Source organism: Sorlinia euscelidii (genome assembly GCF_036452135.1).
GTDB lineage: Bacteria > Pseudomonadota > Alphaproteobacteria > Acetobacterales > Acetobacteraceae > Sorlinia > Sorlinia euscelidii.
In genome coordinates, this window is the sequence record NZ_JAWJZZ010000002.1 from 179,278 (window position 1) to 195,277 (window position 16,000).

The 16,000-nt window shown below is 58.8% G+C and carries 12 protein-coding genes and 1 pseudogene; 10 read left to right on the forward strand and 3 right to left on the reverse strand.

Annotated elements, in window-relative coordinates:
* Position 1: 1 nt before the first annotated feature.
* The 6 genes from plsY to CGLAMM_RS04480 all read left to right on the forward strand — a co-directional run bounded on the left by plsY (position 2) and on the right by CGLAMM_RS04480 (position 7,976).
* Positions 2–643 carry a glycerol-3-phosphate 1-O-acyltransferase PlsY gene (gene plsY / locus CGLAMM_RS04455; RefSeq protein ID WP_394818849.1) on the forward strand — a complete coding sequence of 214 codons (642 nt, stop codon included), beginning with the start codon at positions 2–4 and terminating at the stop codon, positions 641–643.
* A gap of 49 nt (positions 644–692) precedes the next feature.
* Positions 693–1,829, forward strand: a complete 1,137-nt coding sequence (dprA, locus tag CGLAMM_RS04460) for a DNA-processing protein DprA (RefSeq protein ID WP_394818850.1) — start codon at positions 693–695, stop codon at positions 1,827–1,829.
* A gap of 29 nt (positions 1,830–1,858) precedes the next feature.
* Complete coding sequence (topA, locus tag CGLAMM_RS04465; RefSeq protein WP_418115426.1) at positions 1,859–4,522, forward strand: type I DNA topoisomerase; 2,664 nt, start codon at positions 1,859–1,861, stop codon at positions 4,520–4,522.
* Between the two features lie 194 nt (positions 4,523–4,716).
* A complete protein-coding gene (locus CGLAMM_RS04470; protein ID WP_394818851.1) occupies positions 4,717–6,237 on the forward strand; it encodes a S41 family peptidase in 1,521 nt (506 codons plus the stop codon).
* Between the two features lie 8 nt (positions 6,238–6,245).
* Complete coding sequence (locus tag CGLAMM_RS04475) at positions 6,246–6,578, forward strand: DUF1491 family protein (protein WP_394818852.1); 333 nt, start codon at positions 6,246–6,248, stop codon at positions 6,576–6,578.
* Between the two features lie 264 nt (positions 6,579–6,842).
* Positions 6,843–7,976 (forward strand): OmpA family protein, encoded by a 1,134-nt coding sequence (locus tag CGLAMM_RS04480; protein ID WP_394818853.1) that lies wholly within the window; start codon positions 6,843–6,845, stop codon positions 7,974–7,976.
* A 52-nt stretch (positions 7,977–8,028) separates the two neighbouring features.
* On the opposite strand, the gene cysK is transcribed toward CGLAMM_RS04480, so the two are convergent.
* On the reverse strand, positions 8,029–8,973 hold the full coding sequence (gene cysK / locus CGLAMM_RS04485) for a cysteine synthase A (protein ID WP_394819083.1): 945 nt from the start codon (positions 8,971–8,973) through the stop codon (positions 8,029–8,031).
* A 174-nt stretch (positions 8,974–9,147) separates the two neighbouring features.
* Here cysK and CGLAMM_RS04490 point away from each other — a divergent pair, with 174 nt between their 5' ends.
* Positions 9,148–9,597, forward strand: a complete 450-nt coding sequence (locus tag CGLAMM_RS04490; RefSeq protein WP_394818854.1) for an RrF2 family transcriptional regulator — start codon at positions 9,148–9,150, stop codon at positions 9,595–9,597.
* 36 nt (positions 9,598–9,633) lie between these two features.
* On the opposite strand, the gene CGLAMM_RS04495 is transcribed toward CGLAMM_RS04490, so the two are convergent.
* Positions 9,634–10,200, reverse strand: a complete 567-nt coding sequence (locus tag CGLAMM_RS04495) for a hypothetical protein (protein WP_394818855.1) — start codon at positions 10,198–10,200, stop codon at positions 9,634–9,636.
* Positions 10,201–10,484: 284 nt separating this feature from the next.
* On the opposite strand from CGLAMM_RS04495, the gene CGLAMM_RS04500 reads away from it, so the two are divergent.
* From CGLAMM_RS04500 to CGLAMM_RS04510, 3 genes and pseudogenes are all read left to right on the forward strand, one after another.
* Positions 10,485–11,036 carry a hypothetical protein gene (locus CGLAMM_RS04500; protein WP_394818856.1) on the forward strand — a complete coding sequence of 184 codons (552 nt, stop codon included), beginning with the start codon at positions 10,485–10,487 and terminating at the stop codon, positions 11,034–11,036.
* Positions 11,037–11,099: 63 nt separating this feature from the next.
* Positions 11,100–13,111, forward strand: a pseudogene (locus CGLAMM_RS04505) (DNA gyrase/topoisomerase IV subunit B).
* Positions 13,111–14,010: an EamA family transporter gene (locus CGLAMM_RS04510; RefSeq protein WP_394818857.1), complete on the forward strand. Its 900-nt coding sequence runs from the start codon at positions 13,111–13,113 to the stop codon at positions 14,008–14,010. Before CGLAMM_RS04505 ends, CGLAMM_RS04510 begins: the two are co-directional and overlap by 1 nt.
* A 20-nt stretch (positions 14,011–14,030) precedes the next feature.
* On the opposite strand, the gene mutL is transcribed toward CGLAMM_RS04510, so the two are convergent.
* Complete coding sequence (mutL, locus tag CGLAMM_RS04515; RefSeq protein ID WP_394818858.1) at positions 14,031–15,998, reverse strand: DNA mismatch repair endonuclease MutL; 1,968 nt, start codon at positions 15,996–15,998, stop codon at positions 14,031–14,033.
* Positions 15,999–16,000 lie beyond the last annotated feature (2 nt).

The following is a 16,000-nucleotide window of genomic DNA, read 5'->3' on the forward strand; positions in this document are numbered from 1 at the left end:
CATGACACGCGACCTTCTCCTTTCTGCCACCATCGTGCTGAGTTACCTCTGCGGCAGCATTCCCTTTGGGCTGATCCTGACGCGCATGGGCGGGGAAGGCGATATCAGGCAGATAGGCTCAGGGAATATCGGCGCCACCAACGTCTTGCGCACGGGCCGGAAAGGGCTTGCCGCCCTCACCTTGCTGCTCGATGGAATAAAAGGTGCCGTGCCTCTTCTCATTCTTCGCGGACTCGATTTTTCCCCACTTCAACTTGGCCTTGCCTGTGCTTCTGTGGCTGTCGTGGTGGGACATTGCTTCCCGCTCTGGCTTCGGTTCAGAGGGGGGAAAGGCGTCGCAACCGGTTTGGGCGCGCTGATCGCCCTATGTTGGCCCGTCGGCTGCATATGCTGCCTCGTCTGGCTTGCGGTCGCGCGGCTTTCTCATATTTCCTCAGCCGGGGCACTTGCGGCATTCGCGGCTTCCGTGATTCTGATCGCACCGCTCAGCATGCAGCCACTGCATTCCCCATTGCCCCTCGCCACGTTCATTATCGCGCTGATTGTCGTGATAAGACATGCCGGAAACATTCAACGGCTGGTGGCGGGGACGGAAAAACCAATCGATATTGATGCACCACCGCAAGATAAGATAAAGATCTGAACATCTCTTAACGGATATTGCCGACCGAGCGCGTCGGTTGCGTGGGCTCATGTCAAAGACAATTACGCCACGAGAAACGATTGCACGTCTGCGCTTGACCCGATGTGCCGGGATCGGGCCTGTAACCTTTCGCCGCCTGCTTGATGAATATGCAGATGCCGCAACCGCGATTGAGGCGCTGCCTGAGCGTTTGCGCCAGGCCGGGCATCGCGCCCTGGCCATGCCGCTGGAGAGCGAGATTGAAGCGGAGTGGATCAGGACAGAGAAATACGGGGGGCGCATCCTGTTTTTTGATGATCCTCATTATCCCCTGTTAATGAAAAACGTGCCCGACGCGCCGTCCGCCGTGACGGTCCTGGGCGATGTCGCGCGTCTATCTCAGAAATCCGTCGCGATTGTAGGGGCGCGGAACGCCTCGGCAGCCGGGCTTCGCATGGCGGAGTCTCTGGCGGCGGGGCTCGCTGAAGCCGGCATTGTCGTGGTCTCCGGTCTGGCCCTGGGGATTGATCGCGCCGCCCATATGGCGGCTCTATATCCAGGCTGCACGGTGGCCGCGCTGGCTGGCGGGATCGATACAATCTACCCGCCTGAGAACAAGGCGCTGCGGGATGACATCGCGGCACGCGGTTGCCTGGTGACGGAAGCACCTCTGGGCACTGTGCCGCAGGGACGGCACTTTCCACGGCGCAACCGCTTGATTGCGGGCATGTCACAAGGCGTTGTCGTCGTGGAAGGCGGGCTGCGCTCCGGAACATTGATCACGGCGAAAATGGCGCTTGATTATGGCCGCGATATTTTCGCGGTGCCCGGCTCCCCGCTTGATCCGCGATCCCGCGGGGGTAATGACCTGATCCGACAAGGCGCCATTCTGACGGAAACGGTCGACGATATCTTAAGAAATCTCGCCGACACGGTTGACATAAGCCGCGCTCCGCCGCAAACAACGCGAAAAGCCTTTGATACAGCGCAGTTATCCCTGCTGGAGACGTCACAGCAACCGGATAATGACCCGCGACGTCGCATTGCATCTTTACTTTCCAACACACCAATTTCCGTTGACGACCTCGTCGATAAAAGTCAATGCTCCGTTTCGGTCGTGTCATCTGTTCTTTCGGCGCTGGAACTCGATGGCGAAGCGACATTTTTACCGGATGGTCAGATCGTGATGCTGCAGCCGGAAGTTTAAAGCAAGCGCCGTTCGAAACGGGAGACAAAATGACGGACGTAGTCGTGGTAGAAAGCCCGGCCAAGGCGAAAACGATCAATAAATATCTCGGCGGTGGCTACACGGTGCTGGCGTCTTTCGGGCATGTGCGTGATCTGCCGCCGAAAGATGGAAGCGTCCGGCCGGATGAGAATTTCGCAATGGATTGGGCAACGGATGACCGCGGCGCCAAACATATGGGCGATATTGCGCGCGCCCTGAAATCCGCCAAGTCGCTCTATCTCGCCACGGACCCTGATCGTGAGGGTGAAGCCATTTCCTGGCATGTCCAGTCTGTGCTCGCGGAACGCAACCTGCTTAAAAACATCAGCGTGCAACGCGTCACCTTTAATGAAATCACCAAATCGGCGGTGCAGCGGGCCATGGCCAATCCCCGCGCCCTGGACCAGCCGCTGATTGACGCCTACCTCGCACGTCGCGCGCTGGATTACCTCGTCGGCTTTACGCTGTCCCCGGTTTTGTGGCGCAAACTCCCGGGAAGCCGCAGCGCCGGGCGCGTCCAATCTGTCGCCTTACGGCTGATCTGCGAGCGTGAAGCGGAGATCGAGGTCTTTAAAAAGCGGGAATATTGGAGTGTCAAAGGGCTTTTTGAAGAGAAGTCGGGACAGGAATTTCTTGCGCGACTGACCCATCTCCACGGCAAAAAGCTTGAACAATTTGACCTGGAAAATGCGGAGGCCGCCGAGGCGGCGCGCGCCCTTGTCGCGGCGGGTCAATTTTCCGTTTCGGATGTTGAACATAAAAAGATCCGCCGAAACCCATCACCGCCCTTCACCACGTCAACTTTACAGCAGGAAGCCTCTCGCAAACTGGGGATGAGCGCCCAAGTCACCATGCGCACCGCTCAGCAGCTTTATGAAGGTGTGGATATTGGTGGTGAGCATGTCGGGCTTATCACTTATATGAGGACGGACGGCGTCCAGATGGCGGCTGAAGCCATCAGCGCCATCAGGAGCCATATTCTCGACAGTTTCGGGAAAGAATATCAGCCTGAAAAGCCGCGCGTTTATTCAAGCAAGGCGAAAAATGCGCAGGAAGCGCATGAAGCGATCCGCCCGACCGATGTGCGGCGTCGCCCGGAAGATGTAACGCGCCACCTCAATCACGATCAGTCCCGTCTTTACGAGCTCATTTACAAGCGCGCGGTCGCGGCCCAGATGTCCTCTGCCGAATTGGATCAGGTTTCCGTCACATTGACCGACGGGCAAAACACTGTGACGATGCGGGCGACGGGGACAACCATCGCTTTTGATGGCTTCCTGCGACTATATCGCGAGGGTCGGGATGATATCGCGTCAGAGGATGATGAGAACCGGCTTCTCCCCCCCATGACGAAGGGCGACCCGGTCCAGACGAAGGACGCCCAGGCGGAGCAGCATTTCACGCAACCGCCGCCCCGATACTCTGAAGCCAGTCTCGTCAAGAAGATGGAGGAGATCGGGATTGGTCGTCCCTCAACCTACGCCTCCATCCTTTCCGTTCTGCGGGATCGCAGCTATGTGCGGCTTGATAGTCGGCGATTTGTTCCGGAGGATCGCGGAAGGCTGGTGACGGCATTTCTGACATCGTTTTTTGAGACTTATGTTGATACGGACTTCACCGCCAGGCTGGAGGAGCAGCTCGACGATATTTCGGATGGTCGGGCGGACTGGCACGACGTCATGCGCGCCTTCTGGAAAAATTTTTCCCATGCTGTGGATCAGACCAAAGATCTCAAAATCTCCGACGTGATTGATGCGCTGGATGAAGATCTCGGCGCATACTTCTTTCCCCTTCGGGAGGATGGGGGGGACCCACGGCAATGCACGGCCTGCGGGTCGGGACGTCTCGGGTTGAGGCTCGGGAAATTCGGGGCCTTTATCGGTTGCTCCAATTACCCGACCTGTCAGTTCACGCGTCGCCTCATCGCGGATGATGGCGCGGAGGCACCAAGCCTGAAAGAAGGTATCCGCCATGTGGGCATGGATGCCGAGACGGGGGAAGAGCTGACGATCAGGCGCGGCCCTTACGGGCTTTACGTCCAGAGAGGGGAAGCGGACCCTGCGGATAAAAAGAAAAAACCCAAGCGCGTTGCCCTGCCAAAAAATGTCGATGCCGAGACGCTGAGCCTCGAGCAGGCCCAGGGCTATATCTCCCTGCCCCGCAAAATAGGCCCCCACCCGGAATCCGGCGAGATGATGGAGGCGGGTCTCGGACGTTTCGGCCCCTTCATCAAGATGGGCGGCATTTATGCCACGCTTGGTAAAGACGATGACGTTCTGACGGTCGGCGCCAATCGTGCCGTGGATTGCCTGGCACAGAAACTGGCCAGCATTCGCAACCTCGGCAAACACCCCAAAGATGAAGAAAGCGTGATGGTCCGCAAGGGTCGGTTCGGGCCTTATGTGCAGCACGGGCAAATCATTGCCACCCTGCCGCGCGGCAGTGACATGGATGACGTCACGCTTGATGAGGCTGTGACCCTCCTGGCTGAAAAAGGAAAACCCTTGAAGGCCCCGGTGAAGAAGGGCGTCAAGAAAGCGGCGTCCAGCGCTAAAAAGCCGGTCACAGATAAAAAAGCGACAGCCAAAACCCCGAAAAAGGCGGCAGCCAGCGCGGCGCCACGGAAGCGCAAGGCGGCCAAAGCCAAGCAGAAGGGGCCTGACGCTTCATGATGCGCCGCCATGGCCCGAACGTTTTTGAAGAGCGCATGGCAAGCCGCATTTGCATTGCACGAAAAAATTTTTACACTGTATAGTGTTTGGCTGTATTTCGGTCTGCAAGGTCCTCTGCCCTGAAACCCTTCAAAGCATCCTTTGCACAAAATGCACGGCCTTTATGCAGTGCTCTTTTCTGTGCATGGCTTGTCTTGACGCCGATCCAGGTCAGGGCGGATGAGGTTGTTACCCTCAATCAGAGCCTCGTTGCCAGTGTCATCGAATCCGCCCTCCGCTTCATCCATCCCCGCACGCTTGAACCACAGGATTTCAAGACCTTCTGTTTCTGGGGATTGGATGGCCTGACAGCCATTGATCCCTCCATTTCCCTCACCATGTCGCCCAGTGATGGCAGGACGGCGCAAACTGTCAGAATGGATATTGGTCAGAAGGAAATCGCCAGCTTTAATCCGCCCAATGGCGCGGATTTAGCGAGTTGCGTTCAATTTACCATCAAGGCGCTCAGTGTGGCCTGGGCGCACTCGAAGATTTTGCGCGCCGCCGGTCAGGAAGCGCTCATGCAGAGTTTCTTTGATGAGCTTTTCAACCATCTTGATCCTTATTCCCGTTATGTCGGCCCTGACCCCGCCGCCGATGATCGACGGGAGCGGTCAGGGGATGAGGGCAATATCGGTGTGACATTGGGCCTGTCGCATGATGCGGTCATCATCTCCTCCATCAATGCCAATGGTCCGGCCTGGTCCGCCGGGCTTGATGCGGGGACATATCTCCTCGCCGTCAACGGGCAACGCATAAAGGGCGATAATCTGGATGAGATCGCCGCCATGCTGCAAGGCCCTGCCGGGCGCGCCGTCAGGCTGACCCTGCGCAAACCCGGTGAAGCCGCGTTTGAGCAGGAAATCCGCCTTCAACAGGTCCCCCCACAGACCGTATATATTGAGGTCAGAAATCGGGTGGCAATTTTCCGAATTACGGCGTTTTCCTCCGATACGGCGGAGGAGCTGAGCCAATATCTCGATCAGGCCCTGACGGAAGATAAGATCAGAGCCCTCGTACTGGACTTGCGGGGAGATCGCGGCGGCGTCCTTCAGCAGGCGGTCACAGCGGTCGCGCTGGTCCTGAATCATGGCATTGCCGTGGTGACGAAGGGCCGCGACCCGCAAGCCAATCACATCTGGACCGTGCAGGGCGGCGATATGACGCAAAATCTGCCGATCGCCATCCTCGTCGACGGGCGCACGGCCAGTGCGGCGGAAATCCTTGCCGCCGCACTGGCCGACCATCGGCGCGCCGTTGTGATTGGCAGCGCCACTTTAGGTAAAGGGTTGGTGCAGGCCGTCGGGCAGATGCCGAATAAGGGGGAAATCTTCGTGACGTGGAGCCGCGTACTCGCGCCGCTAGGTTGGCCCCTTCAGGGCGTGGGCATCATCCCCCAGATCTGTACCTCGCGCGGTAGCGCCTATTTGCAGGAGCAATTATCGGCTCTTCAGACCGGCCACCTGCTAAATGAAAGCCTCATCCGCGTTTCACGGGATTTACGCTACCCTGTCCCCGTGCCACGCATCCTCGAAATCCGGCGTCAATGCCCCGCAGCTTTGGGGACGGATGCTGATCTGGATGTTGCGAGATCCATTGTGACGCATCCCCTCCTTTATAAAGCAGCGTTGCGGGCGATACCCGATATTGACGCGCCGAATACTCAGCTTCCCTGATAGATCACATGAGATTGAAAACAGAATTCTGGATTCGCGCCCTGATACGACAGCAGGCGCAGCGCGGCAATATCGCAACAATTGTCAAAAAAGGTGATATTGATGCTGGCACGCCGTACATCATATTGATCGACAGAAACCGAAACATTGCGGTATTTAGGGAACGCGCACTCGCAGATGGTTGGGAGCGCCTGCCTATGGAGAGTCAGGGTGATCTTGACTCGTTCCTCATCCGTCAGGAGAAATATGATCCCGATCTCTGGATATTGGAGCTTGAAACCTCTGTCGTTTCTGACCCGATTGAAAAAGAGCTGACGACCCGGCATGGATCATCCGACTGACATATGGCGGGGGACAAGGCTGTTTCCCGCTGCAGGGCGGGGAAAGCTTCCTTTAATCCGGATCATGATACAGGGTTCGTGACCCTTCACCATGATGCGAACTCTTGGGCGCGCTGCGTCTTTTAACACAACAATGATCCCCCACAGGCCGGGGCGATCACTGAGCACGGAGAACATGCGATGGCAACCCGGACCCGACACGATAAGCCAAACGGGTCATGCGCCGTTAAAACTCTGTCGTTCGCCTGCGGGAAACGCGCTTCCATGTCACGTCGCCACCGTCTTGCGGGCCCCGCTCTCGGCTTGATCTTGTCCATCGGGAGCATCTGCGTCGCCAAGGCCCAACCTGTGACCGGGCTCTATATTAACGGTGAGGGCGGCGCGACTTTCAATCAGGATCAGGTCAATCGCGGCTCGCCCAGTTTTCCGGTCGGGCGCGACAAATATGATGTCGGCGCGGCAGGGCTGGGCTCGGTCGGTTGGGGCTTCGGCAACGGGTTCCGCGTTGAGGTTGAAGGCAATTACCGGGACAGCAATCTCGGCTATTATCGCAGCAACCATGGATCTCCGGTCACAAGTGGTGGTCAGAAAGTCTATGGCGCCATGGCGAATGCATTATTCGACATGGATCTGGGTAAAAATTGGATCTTCCCTTATTTCGGCGCGGGTATCGGTTATGCGTGGCAGAGAAGCGACTTTGATATCGCCATTCCGTCACTCGGTTATAACCAGCATGTTGGCGGCACATTTGGCAATTTTGCCTATCAGGCCATTTTTGGCCTCGCCTTTCCTGTGCCTCATGCGCCGGGCCTGTCTCTCACGACTGAATATCGTTTCATGACCATGCTGGGGCCGCAAAGCCACCATGGCCGTGCAAATGGCGTGCTGACCGATGCGGGTTATATGCCGGGCGCCGTGGCGGCGGGAAATCGATCAACCACGACTTATTTCAATCATTCCGCCATGCTGGGGTTGCGCTATGAGTTCAACCCGCCACCACCACCCGCCCCGCACATTGACACGCCGATTCAGGCGCCCGGCCCCGCCCCGGCACGCACCTATCTTGTCTTTTTTGATTGGGACAAAGCCGACCTCTCAAACCGCGCGCGGGCCGTCATTGAAGCCGCCGCCCAGAATGCCTCGAATGTGGGAGAAACGCGTATCAAGGTTAATGGCTATACGGATAACAGTGCCGGCCACCCGGGCGCGCGTGGCAAAGCCTATAATATGCAGCTCTCCCTCCGCCGGGCGCGCGCGGTCAAATCTGAGTTGATTCGCGATGGCGTGGCGGAAGGCACGATCGAAACCCGCGGTTTCGGAGATGCGGACCCTCTCGTACGCACAAAGCCGAACACGCGTGAGCCACAGAATCGTCGCGTCGCCATTATCCTTGACTGATTATCCGGCTTAAGGATCGGGGGGCGCGCCCGCTCCCTCGCGGGCGGGCCGGTTAAACGAGGCCGGTAAAGAGCGACGTGGAGAGATATCGCTCTGCAAATGAGGGGATCATCGTCACGATGACCTTCCCCTTATTTTCCGGCGCCCGTGCAAGCTCCAACGCGGCGGAGAGGGCTGCGCCGGATGAAATCCCGATGGGAATGCCCTCCACGCGCGCGCACAGACGCGCCGCCGCAATGGCTTCCCGCTCCGAAACGGTTTTGACCCCGGTCAAAAGGGACGTGTCGAGTATATGCGGGCAAAAACCGGGCCCGATCCCCTGAATGCCGTGCGGACCGGGGCGATCACCATGCAAGACGGCGCTCTCAGAGGGTTCGACGCCCCAAAACGCCATTCCGGGCCTGCGCGCGCCCAGAGTGCGTGCAATTCCGGTTAAAGTGCCACCCGTCCCGAGGCCTGCAACGACCATATCCACCTGGCCCTGCGTGTCCGCCCAGATTTCCTCTGCCGTCCCGTGAGCGTGGATGTCGGGGTTGGACGGATTGTCAAACTGGCTTGGCATCCAGGCATCGGGGAGTGACGCGACAAGCTCACGCGCGCGGTCGATGGCCCCAGCCATCCCGCGGGAAGACGGCGTCAGCTCCAAATGCGCGTTCAGGAGGCGCATCATTTTCCGACGTTCCGTTGAAGCGCTCTCCGGCATGGTGACAATAAGCCGGTAACCGCGCGCTGCTGCCACGAAGGCGAGCGAGATGCCCGTATTGCCGGAAGTCGGCTCAACCAGCACCGTGCGCCCGGGTGAAATCAGGCCCTGCGCCTCAGCATCCTCAACCATCGCCAGACCAATCCGATCCTTGACCGATCCGAGTGGATTGAAAAACTCGAGTTTGAGAAGAATCTGCGCGTGAAGCCCTTCCTTCCGCTGTAAGCGCGGTGCCGCGACGAGCGGCGTTGCCCCCACCGTCTCAAGGATTGACCCGTAAACCTGCCCATGCATGCGCGGCCCCTGCCTGCGCCCCGAGGCGGACTCAACCGCATTTATATTCGCGATCCGAGATGCCGGCCCTTGACCCGATGACATAATATCCTCCCGCGCATGACTCGATAACGCTATTTTAAAATACGACGTGAAACTGTTATATATAATCCAGCCATTCGGAGGAAATTTAAAATGTATCTGCGACGTGATAGAGCGATGACGGCAGTTACCGTCATGCTGGACATCGCTTTTCACACGGGGCGCTCGGACCTCGTCAGTGGTGTCGAGCTTGCAGAGCGCACGGGCCTGGCGCGTCGCGGGATTGAACCCGTCCTGCAGACATTGTCCCGCAGTGGCCTGCTGGAAAGCGTGCGTGGCCCCAAGGGCGGCTATCGCCTGGGGCGGGCGCGGCGCGATATTTCACTTGATGACATCGCACAGGCTGTCCTGCTTGATGAGCCGGCACCGATGGATGAAACATCCAACCCCCTTTTTCGGGAGGTGATCGCGCCATGCTGGCAGACACTTGACCTTCGGATGAAAAGAGAGATGGCGGAGATCTCGCTGGAGGAGCTGATCCGTCGCGCGGAGAAACGCGGCCTGCGTCGACCGGTTGAGGAGCCGATTACCTTTTCAATCTGAGATCACAACCCCGGCCATCGCCGGGGCGGTCATGCGTCACGTCTTCTGCGCGCTGGCTTTCCCAGTCTCATTGGTCGGTTTTTTTGACGTGTCCGCTGTCGGGGATGCTGGCGTCGCCCCGGCCGCCGGCGTTGCCGCCGCGCCTGGCGTCACGGGGACGATGGGTGTGGCCTGGACATTCACCTTGACGTCAAGGGCGACACGCGGCGCATCGATGGATGGAATCAGAATGACCGTAAAAGCATCATCGCCTGCATAGGCGGTGTCGGCGCGGTAATTCAGGTAGGTTTGGCCCTCATAATTGTAAATCAGCACCTTGCCCTGCTGCGGATGGGGCACGACGCCGAAAGACGCGTAGCTGCCGCCCTCGGGCTTTTTGAGGGTGAGGGTGCAGAAGCCGTCATCGCTTCTCACCGTCATTTCCGTCGATAATTTGCGACCGTCCTCTTCAGACTTGACCGGCGTGAGCTGACACAAAGCCGATTTTTTGAGATTGCCGTACGGGTCAGGTGCGATAAGACGTGCCGGCAGAACCGGCCGATGACAGGCCGCGAGCACGGCAGACATCACGGCGAAGCCTAAAACCTTTTTAACACGCAGCAAATTATTAACTCCCCTCTCGGACGACCGACTAAGGTGGGGTCGGCCATGCGTTCATATGACGGATCGTTTGCACAGGAATAATCGGAAAAACGAAAGCTCGCCGCCAGCGTTTCTCCCCCAATAATCCCAGGAAGTGACGACGTGCCCACCTTATCCATTTCAATGCAAGCGCTCAAATGCAAAAATGGGTTTATTTTGCGCCTTGTCCGTCGTAATTCTTTCCGCATTCGTCCCGGTCCCTCGCGCCCGAACGCGCCCTTACAATTCCATCTGGAGAAGTTGTCATGAAGCCACGCCACGTTGTCAAAAACTTCAGACAAGCGTGCAGCTTGACCCGGCTTTTTCCTGCCGCCCTTCTCTTTATTTCCCCCGTCGCGCAGGCCGCCCCCACCTGCGGTGAGTCACCCACCCATGAGGCTTTCAATGTGCAGGGTCTTAAAAGTGAGCTGATGGTGACGGCGCTCTCCTGTAGCGCGCAGGATCGCTATAACGCGTTCGTGACGAAATTCAGGCCGAAACTGGCGGAGGAGGAAGGACGTCTCGATCGCTATTTCCGGAGCAATTACGGGCGGGCCGCCAGTCGCCAGCGTGATGACTATGTGACGCAGCTCGCAAATGTTCAGTCCAAGGGTGGCGTGCAGGCGGGCACAGTCTTCTGCGCACAGCGTATGCAGATGTTTGATGAGATCGACGCCCTCAAGGATGGGGCGGATCTTTCTCATTATGCGGAAGGTAAGGACATCGCCCAACCGGAATCATTTGAGTCTTGCAGCGGGCCGCGTAACACGACAGCCCGTGCGCAGCAGCATCGTCGTAGACGCAGCGCGAAACATTGACATGATGGTGATGAGACCGGTCGCACGCCCTGACATGCAACGCCCCAACGCCGAAGCACGATGATGCGCGACGATCTCTTCCCCGGTCAAAATCCTGAGCGCCCCAGGCGCGATCGCACCCGCAAGGCGGCAAGCGCCTATGATGCCGCACAGATTGAAGTGCTAGAGGGGCTGGAGCCTGTGCGTCGGCGCCCCGGCATGTATATTGGCGGCACGGATGATACGGCCTATCATCACTTGGCTTCCGAGATCATCGATAATGCGATGGATGAAGCGGTCGCCGGTTTTGCCGACGTGATTGAGGTCAGCCTCGAAAGCGCCGACACGCTTTACGTGCGCGATAATGGGCGCGGCATCCCCGTCGATGCCCACCCGAAATTCAAGGATCGCTCCGCTTTGGAGGTGATTTTCACCACCCTCCATGCCGGGGGGAAGTTTTCGGGCAAAGCTTATCAGACATCGGGGGTTTACATGGTGTCGGCTCCTCCGTCGTCAATGCGCTTTCCTCCTTTCTACAAGTGGACGTCATACGGGACCGCGCTCTTTGGCGCCAGGTCTATGCGCGTGGCGTCCCGCAGTCAGCGCTCGAGAAAATTGGCAAGGCGCCAGGTCGTAGCGGCACCGCGGTGCGTTTTACGCCGGATCATCAGATTTTTGGTCATCTCGGTTTCTCAGCCGACCGGCTATATCGCCTCTGCCGATCAAAAGCGTCACTTTTCCGCAATGTCACAATCCATTGGAAAATGGCAGCGGACTCCATCAAGAGAGGGGATGACACGCCGGAGACGGATATCATCCACTTTCCGAATGGTCTGGCGGATAGTCTCGTTACCGAGCTGGAAGCGCCTGAAACGCTGCTGGCCCCGCTATGGGCAGGCGAGGCGCAGCTCCCTAAATCCGCCGATGGCGAAGAGAGCGGCCGGGTTGAATGGGCGATTGCCTTTATCTCTCGCGGTTCGGCCGCCATCGCGTCTTTCTGCAATACGATCCCGACCCCTCAGGGCGGCACGCATGAGATTGGCCTCCGAGCCGCGCTTCTGAAGGGCTTCCGCCATTGGGGTGAGCAGCGCGCCATGAAACGCGCTGGTGTGATCACGGCCGATGACATTATGGGGATGGTGGCCAGTAAGCTCTCCGTCTTCATCCGGGATCCGCATTTTCAGGGTCAGACGAAAGAGAAACTGACGACGCAGGAAGCTGCGCGCCTTGTCGAAGGGGCGTTACGCGACCGGATTGACCATTGGCTGGGCGGCAACCCCGCACAGGCGGATCAGCTCCTCACCGCAATTGTCGAGCGGGCGGAAGACCGGCTCCGGCGGAAGGAAAACCGGGACACGCTGCGCAAAAGTGCGACGCGTCGCCTGCGCCTTCCCGGCAAACTGACGGATTGCACGCGGGAGAACGCGGCCGAGACCGAGATTTTCCTCGTCGAAGGAGATTCCGCTGGTGGGTCCGCCCGTCAGGCGCGGGACCGGGAAACCCAGGCCGTGCTGCCTTTACGCGGCAAAATCCTGAATGTCGCCTCCGCCACAGCTGAAAAACTGCGCGCCAATCAGGAGTTGAAAGACCTCGTTGAAGCCCTCGGCGCCGGGATTGGCGGACAGTTTGACTCGGAAAAGCTGCGTTATGGCCGTGTCATCATCATGACGGATGCCGATGTCGATGGCGCGCATATCGCCTCCCTTCTCATGACTTTCTTCTATCGCGAAATGCCCCGCCTGATTGAAGGCGGCCATCTTTACCTTGCGCAACCGCCGCTCTACAGGCTGACACATGGTCCCAAGACCGTTTATGCAATGAATGATGATGATCGGGATCGTTGCATCAAGCGGGACTTCAAACCGAATGCGCGGGTTGAAATTTCCCGCTTTAAAGGTCTTGGTGAAATGCCGGTGAGTGACCTTAAAAAAACAACAATGGACCCTCGCCACCGCACAATGCTTCGTGTCATTGTCCCACGGGAAGACGAGTCATTGACTCGCAATCAGGTGGAGAGCCTCATGGGACGTAAGCCCGAACTGCGCTTTCAATTCATTCAGGAGCGTGCGCGTTCCGTTGAGATGCTTGATATCTGATGCGCCTCCTGCGTTTCGGTCAGAAGTCGCGGGGGTGGTCACGTGTGCAGGCCGTCCTCGCCCTTGTTACCGGAATGTCGTCTTTCGAGATCGGCGCGGCGATGGCCAAAAATCTTTTTGGCACATTTTCCGCCGAGCAGATGGTAGGACTGCGCGTTTGCCTGGCATCCGTCATGCTCCTCATCCTGGTGCGGCCGCGCGTTGAATATCTGACCCGCGCCAATATCAAGCTCTTCATCCCGTATGGCGCGGCCATGGCGATGATGAACCTCTTTTTCTACATTGCGCTCAGCCGGATGGCGCTGGGCCTCGCCGTCACGATCGAATTTATCGGTCCGCTCTCACTGGCCCTGTTCGGCTCGCGGCGCTGGATGGATATATTCTGGGCGTTCATTGTCATGATCGGCCTCTTCCTGATCCTTCGGCCGGACAGGTCCTTTCATAATGTTGACCCGATCGGTGTCGCCGCCGCCTTATGCAGCGCCGTCGGTTGGATTATCTACCTCCTCGCCGGGACACGTGTCAGCAAGGTGGTGCCCGGCGCGCAAGCTGCGGCGATTGGCATGAGTTTTGCCGGACTCCTCCTTCTGCCCTGCTTTGTGATCGCCCTCCCCACGGCGTACGCCAATCCTTCAGCAAGCCTGACCGCGATATGGATTGCCGTGCTTTCCTCCGCGATCCCTTATTTGCTGGAAATCATCGCGATGCGTCGCCTCAACCCGCGTGAACTGGGCATTCTCTTGAGCCTGGAACCGGCGTTCGGCAGTTTTTCCGGAATCATCTTCCTCGGGGAGGCGCTTTATCTGTCCCAATGGATGGGTATCATCTGCGTGATGGGCGCTTCAGCGGGTAATGTCCTCTCCCGCAAGGGTAAGCCACCGTCCGGCACAAAAAAATAGGTCGAGGGTCAAGCTGCGCCTTAACGCCGACCAAAGAGGCGCTCTATCTCATTTTTACTCAGCTTCAGCCAGGTCGGACGCCCGTGGGAGCAGGTATTGGCGCGGGGCGTGGCCTCCATCTGTCGCAAAAGTGCCGACATTTCCTCCGCCTGAAGGCGGCGTCCTGATCGGACACTTCCATGACACGCCATGCGCGCGATGACCGCATCAATCCTGCGTTCGATCGCGGCCGCCTCCCCCGGCGTCACCAGCGCGTCATCGGTCAGCTCCTCGGACAGATCGCGGATCAACCCCGCAGCGTCTGAACCTTGTAGCAATACCGGGATGGTTCTCAGGACGAGGCTATCCACCCCGAAACGATCAATTTCAAGCCCAAGACGTGCAAGAGATTCCGAGTAAGCGAGTATGGCGTCAAGCTGCGGGGCGGAGAGCGAGATGATTTCCGGCAAAAGGAGGCGCTGCGTCCTGATCTGCCCTTCTGACCATTGGCGGAGGAGATGCTCATGCGTCAGACGCTCATGCGCGGCATGCTGATCGACAAGGACGAGATCGCCATCATCCGCCACGGCAATGATGTAGGTGTCGAGAACCTGCGCCACCGGCGCGCCAAGCGGGTGCGGTGCGGCGTCATCCTCTGGCGCGGCATCCTTGGGGTGGGGAAGCACCCGCGCTGACGGGCGGAAACCCTCATTGCCGTCCGACATGCCGCTCGACTGAATGCTACCACTGGCAAGTTGCGCTTCGATATCCGCAACGGTCAGAGGCGTCATCACCGTTCCGACATCACCCTGCGGCGAGGCGTGGCGAAGGGCGCGCGCCGGGCCCTCATGGTGCGCCATGCCAAGCCGCCTTTGATACGGCATCGGGTCCGGGCGGTGCGATGCACCGCCATTTCGGGAGGGGTCATCCAGCCGCGACGGCCCATCCTGCGGGTAGCGTATCGTTGGCCGCGCTCCCCGCAACTGGGCATGATGGCCCGATTGCCCGGCCCCTAAACCCAAGGCGCGTTGCAGGGCCCCAATGACGAAGGACCGCACCTCCGCCTCCCGCGCAAATCTCAATTCCGTTTTTGCGGGGTGGACGTTAACGTCTACGTCCTCCGACGGGAGATCCAGAGATAATGCGAGGATGGGAAAGCGCCCGGCCTCAATCAGCGGCCGATAAGCGACGCGGATCGCCGTTTTAAGGAGCGGATCATTCACGGCACGGCCATTGACGGACATGAACTGCCCGGAAGCCGTGGCCCGCGTCGCGGCGGGACCGCAGATGAAGCCGCTTAGATGCATCGCATCACGCTGCTCATCCAGGACGCAAAGTCCCTCACTTTCACCCAGAATGGCTTTCGCGCGCGCTTCAGCCGATTGTGTGGGCAGGTCGATGATGACACGGTTATCGAGACTGAATTTGATGGCGCAATGCGGCGTGGACAGCGCGATGCGGCGCATGACCGCCTCAGCATGGCCGCTTTCCACTCTTGCGGATTTGAGGAATTTCCGCCGGGCGGGGGTCGCAAAAAACAAATCCTCCACCACGGCGCGCGTGCCGAACGTCCCGGCTGCGGGGGCGGGCGGGGTGATCTGACCACCTTCAACCCGGATGGCCCAGGCCGTATCCGCATCGGGGACACGCGACACGATCATAAGCCGTGCGCTCGCGCCGATAGATGGCAGGGCCTCTCCACGGAAACCAAGTGTGCGGATATGGGAGAGATTGCCGTCCGATAATTTGGAGGTGCAATGACGTTCAACGGCCAGAAGCAGGTCATCTGGCGTCATACCGCAGCCATTATCCTGCACATCGATGCGGTCCACCCCGCCACCATTCAAGGCGACCTGGACTTCCGTCGCGCCGGAGTCAACCGCATTTTCAACGAGTTCTTTCAGCGCCGCGGCGGGCCGTTCAATCACTTCACCTGCGGCGATCAGGTCGATCACATGATTGGAGAGGCGGCAGATCTGAGGGCGGTTCGGCGCGGGTGGGGGCGTCATAC

Bases quoted from the DNA above. Each gene is read 5' to 3' on its own strand.
- plsY (WP_394818849.1), top strand. From the start codon at position 2: ATGACACGCGACCTTCTCCTTTCTGCCACCATCGTGCTGAGTTACCTC.
- dprA (WP_394818850.1), top strand. From the start codon at position 693: ATGTCAAAGACAATTACGCCACGAGAAACGATTGCACGTCTGCGCTTG.
- topA (WP_418115426.1), top strand. From the start codon at position 1,859: ATGACGGACGTAGTCGTGGTAGAAAGCCCGGCCAAGGCGAAAACGATC.
- CGLAMM_RS04475 (WP_394818852.1), top strand. From the start codon at position 6,246: ATGAGATTGAAAACAGAATTCTGGATTCGCGCCCTGATACGACAGCAG.
- CGLAMM_RS04480 (WP_394818853.1), top strand. From the start codon at position 6,843: ATGTCACGTCGCCACCGTCTTGCGGGCCCCGCTCTCGGCTTGATCTTG.
- cysK (WP_394819083.1), bottom strand. From the start codon at position 8,973: ATGCATGGGCAGGTTTACGGGTCAATCCTTGAGACGGTGGGGGCAACG.
- CGLAMM_RS04490 (WP_394818854.1), top strand. From the start codon at position 9,148: ATGTATCTGCGACGTGATAGAGCGATGACGGCAGTTACCGTCATGCTG.
- CGLAMM_RS04500 (WP_394818856.1), top strand. From the start codon at position 10,485: ATGAAGCCACGCCACGTTGTCAAAAACTTCAGACAAGCGTGCAGCTTG.
- CGLAMM_RS04510 (WP_394818857.1), top strand. From the start codon at position 13,111: ATGCGCCTCCTGCGTTTCGGTCAGAAGTCGCGGGGGTGGTCACGTGTG.
- mutL (WP_394818858.1), bottom strand. From the start codon at position 15,998: ATGACGCCCCCACCCGCGCCGAACCGCCCTCAGATCTGCCGCCTCTCC.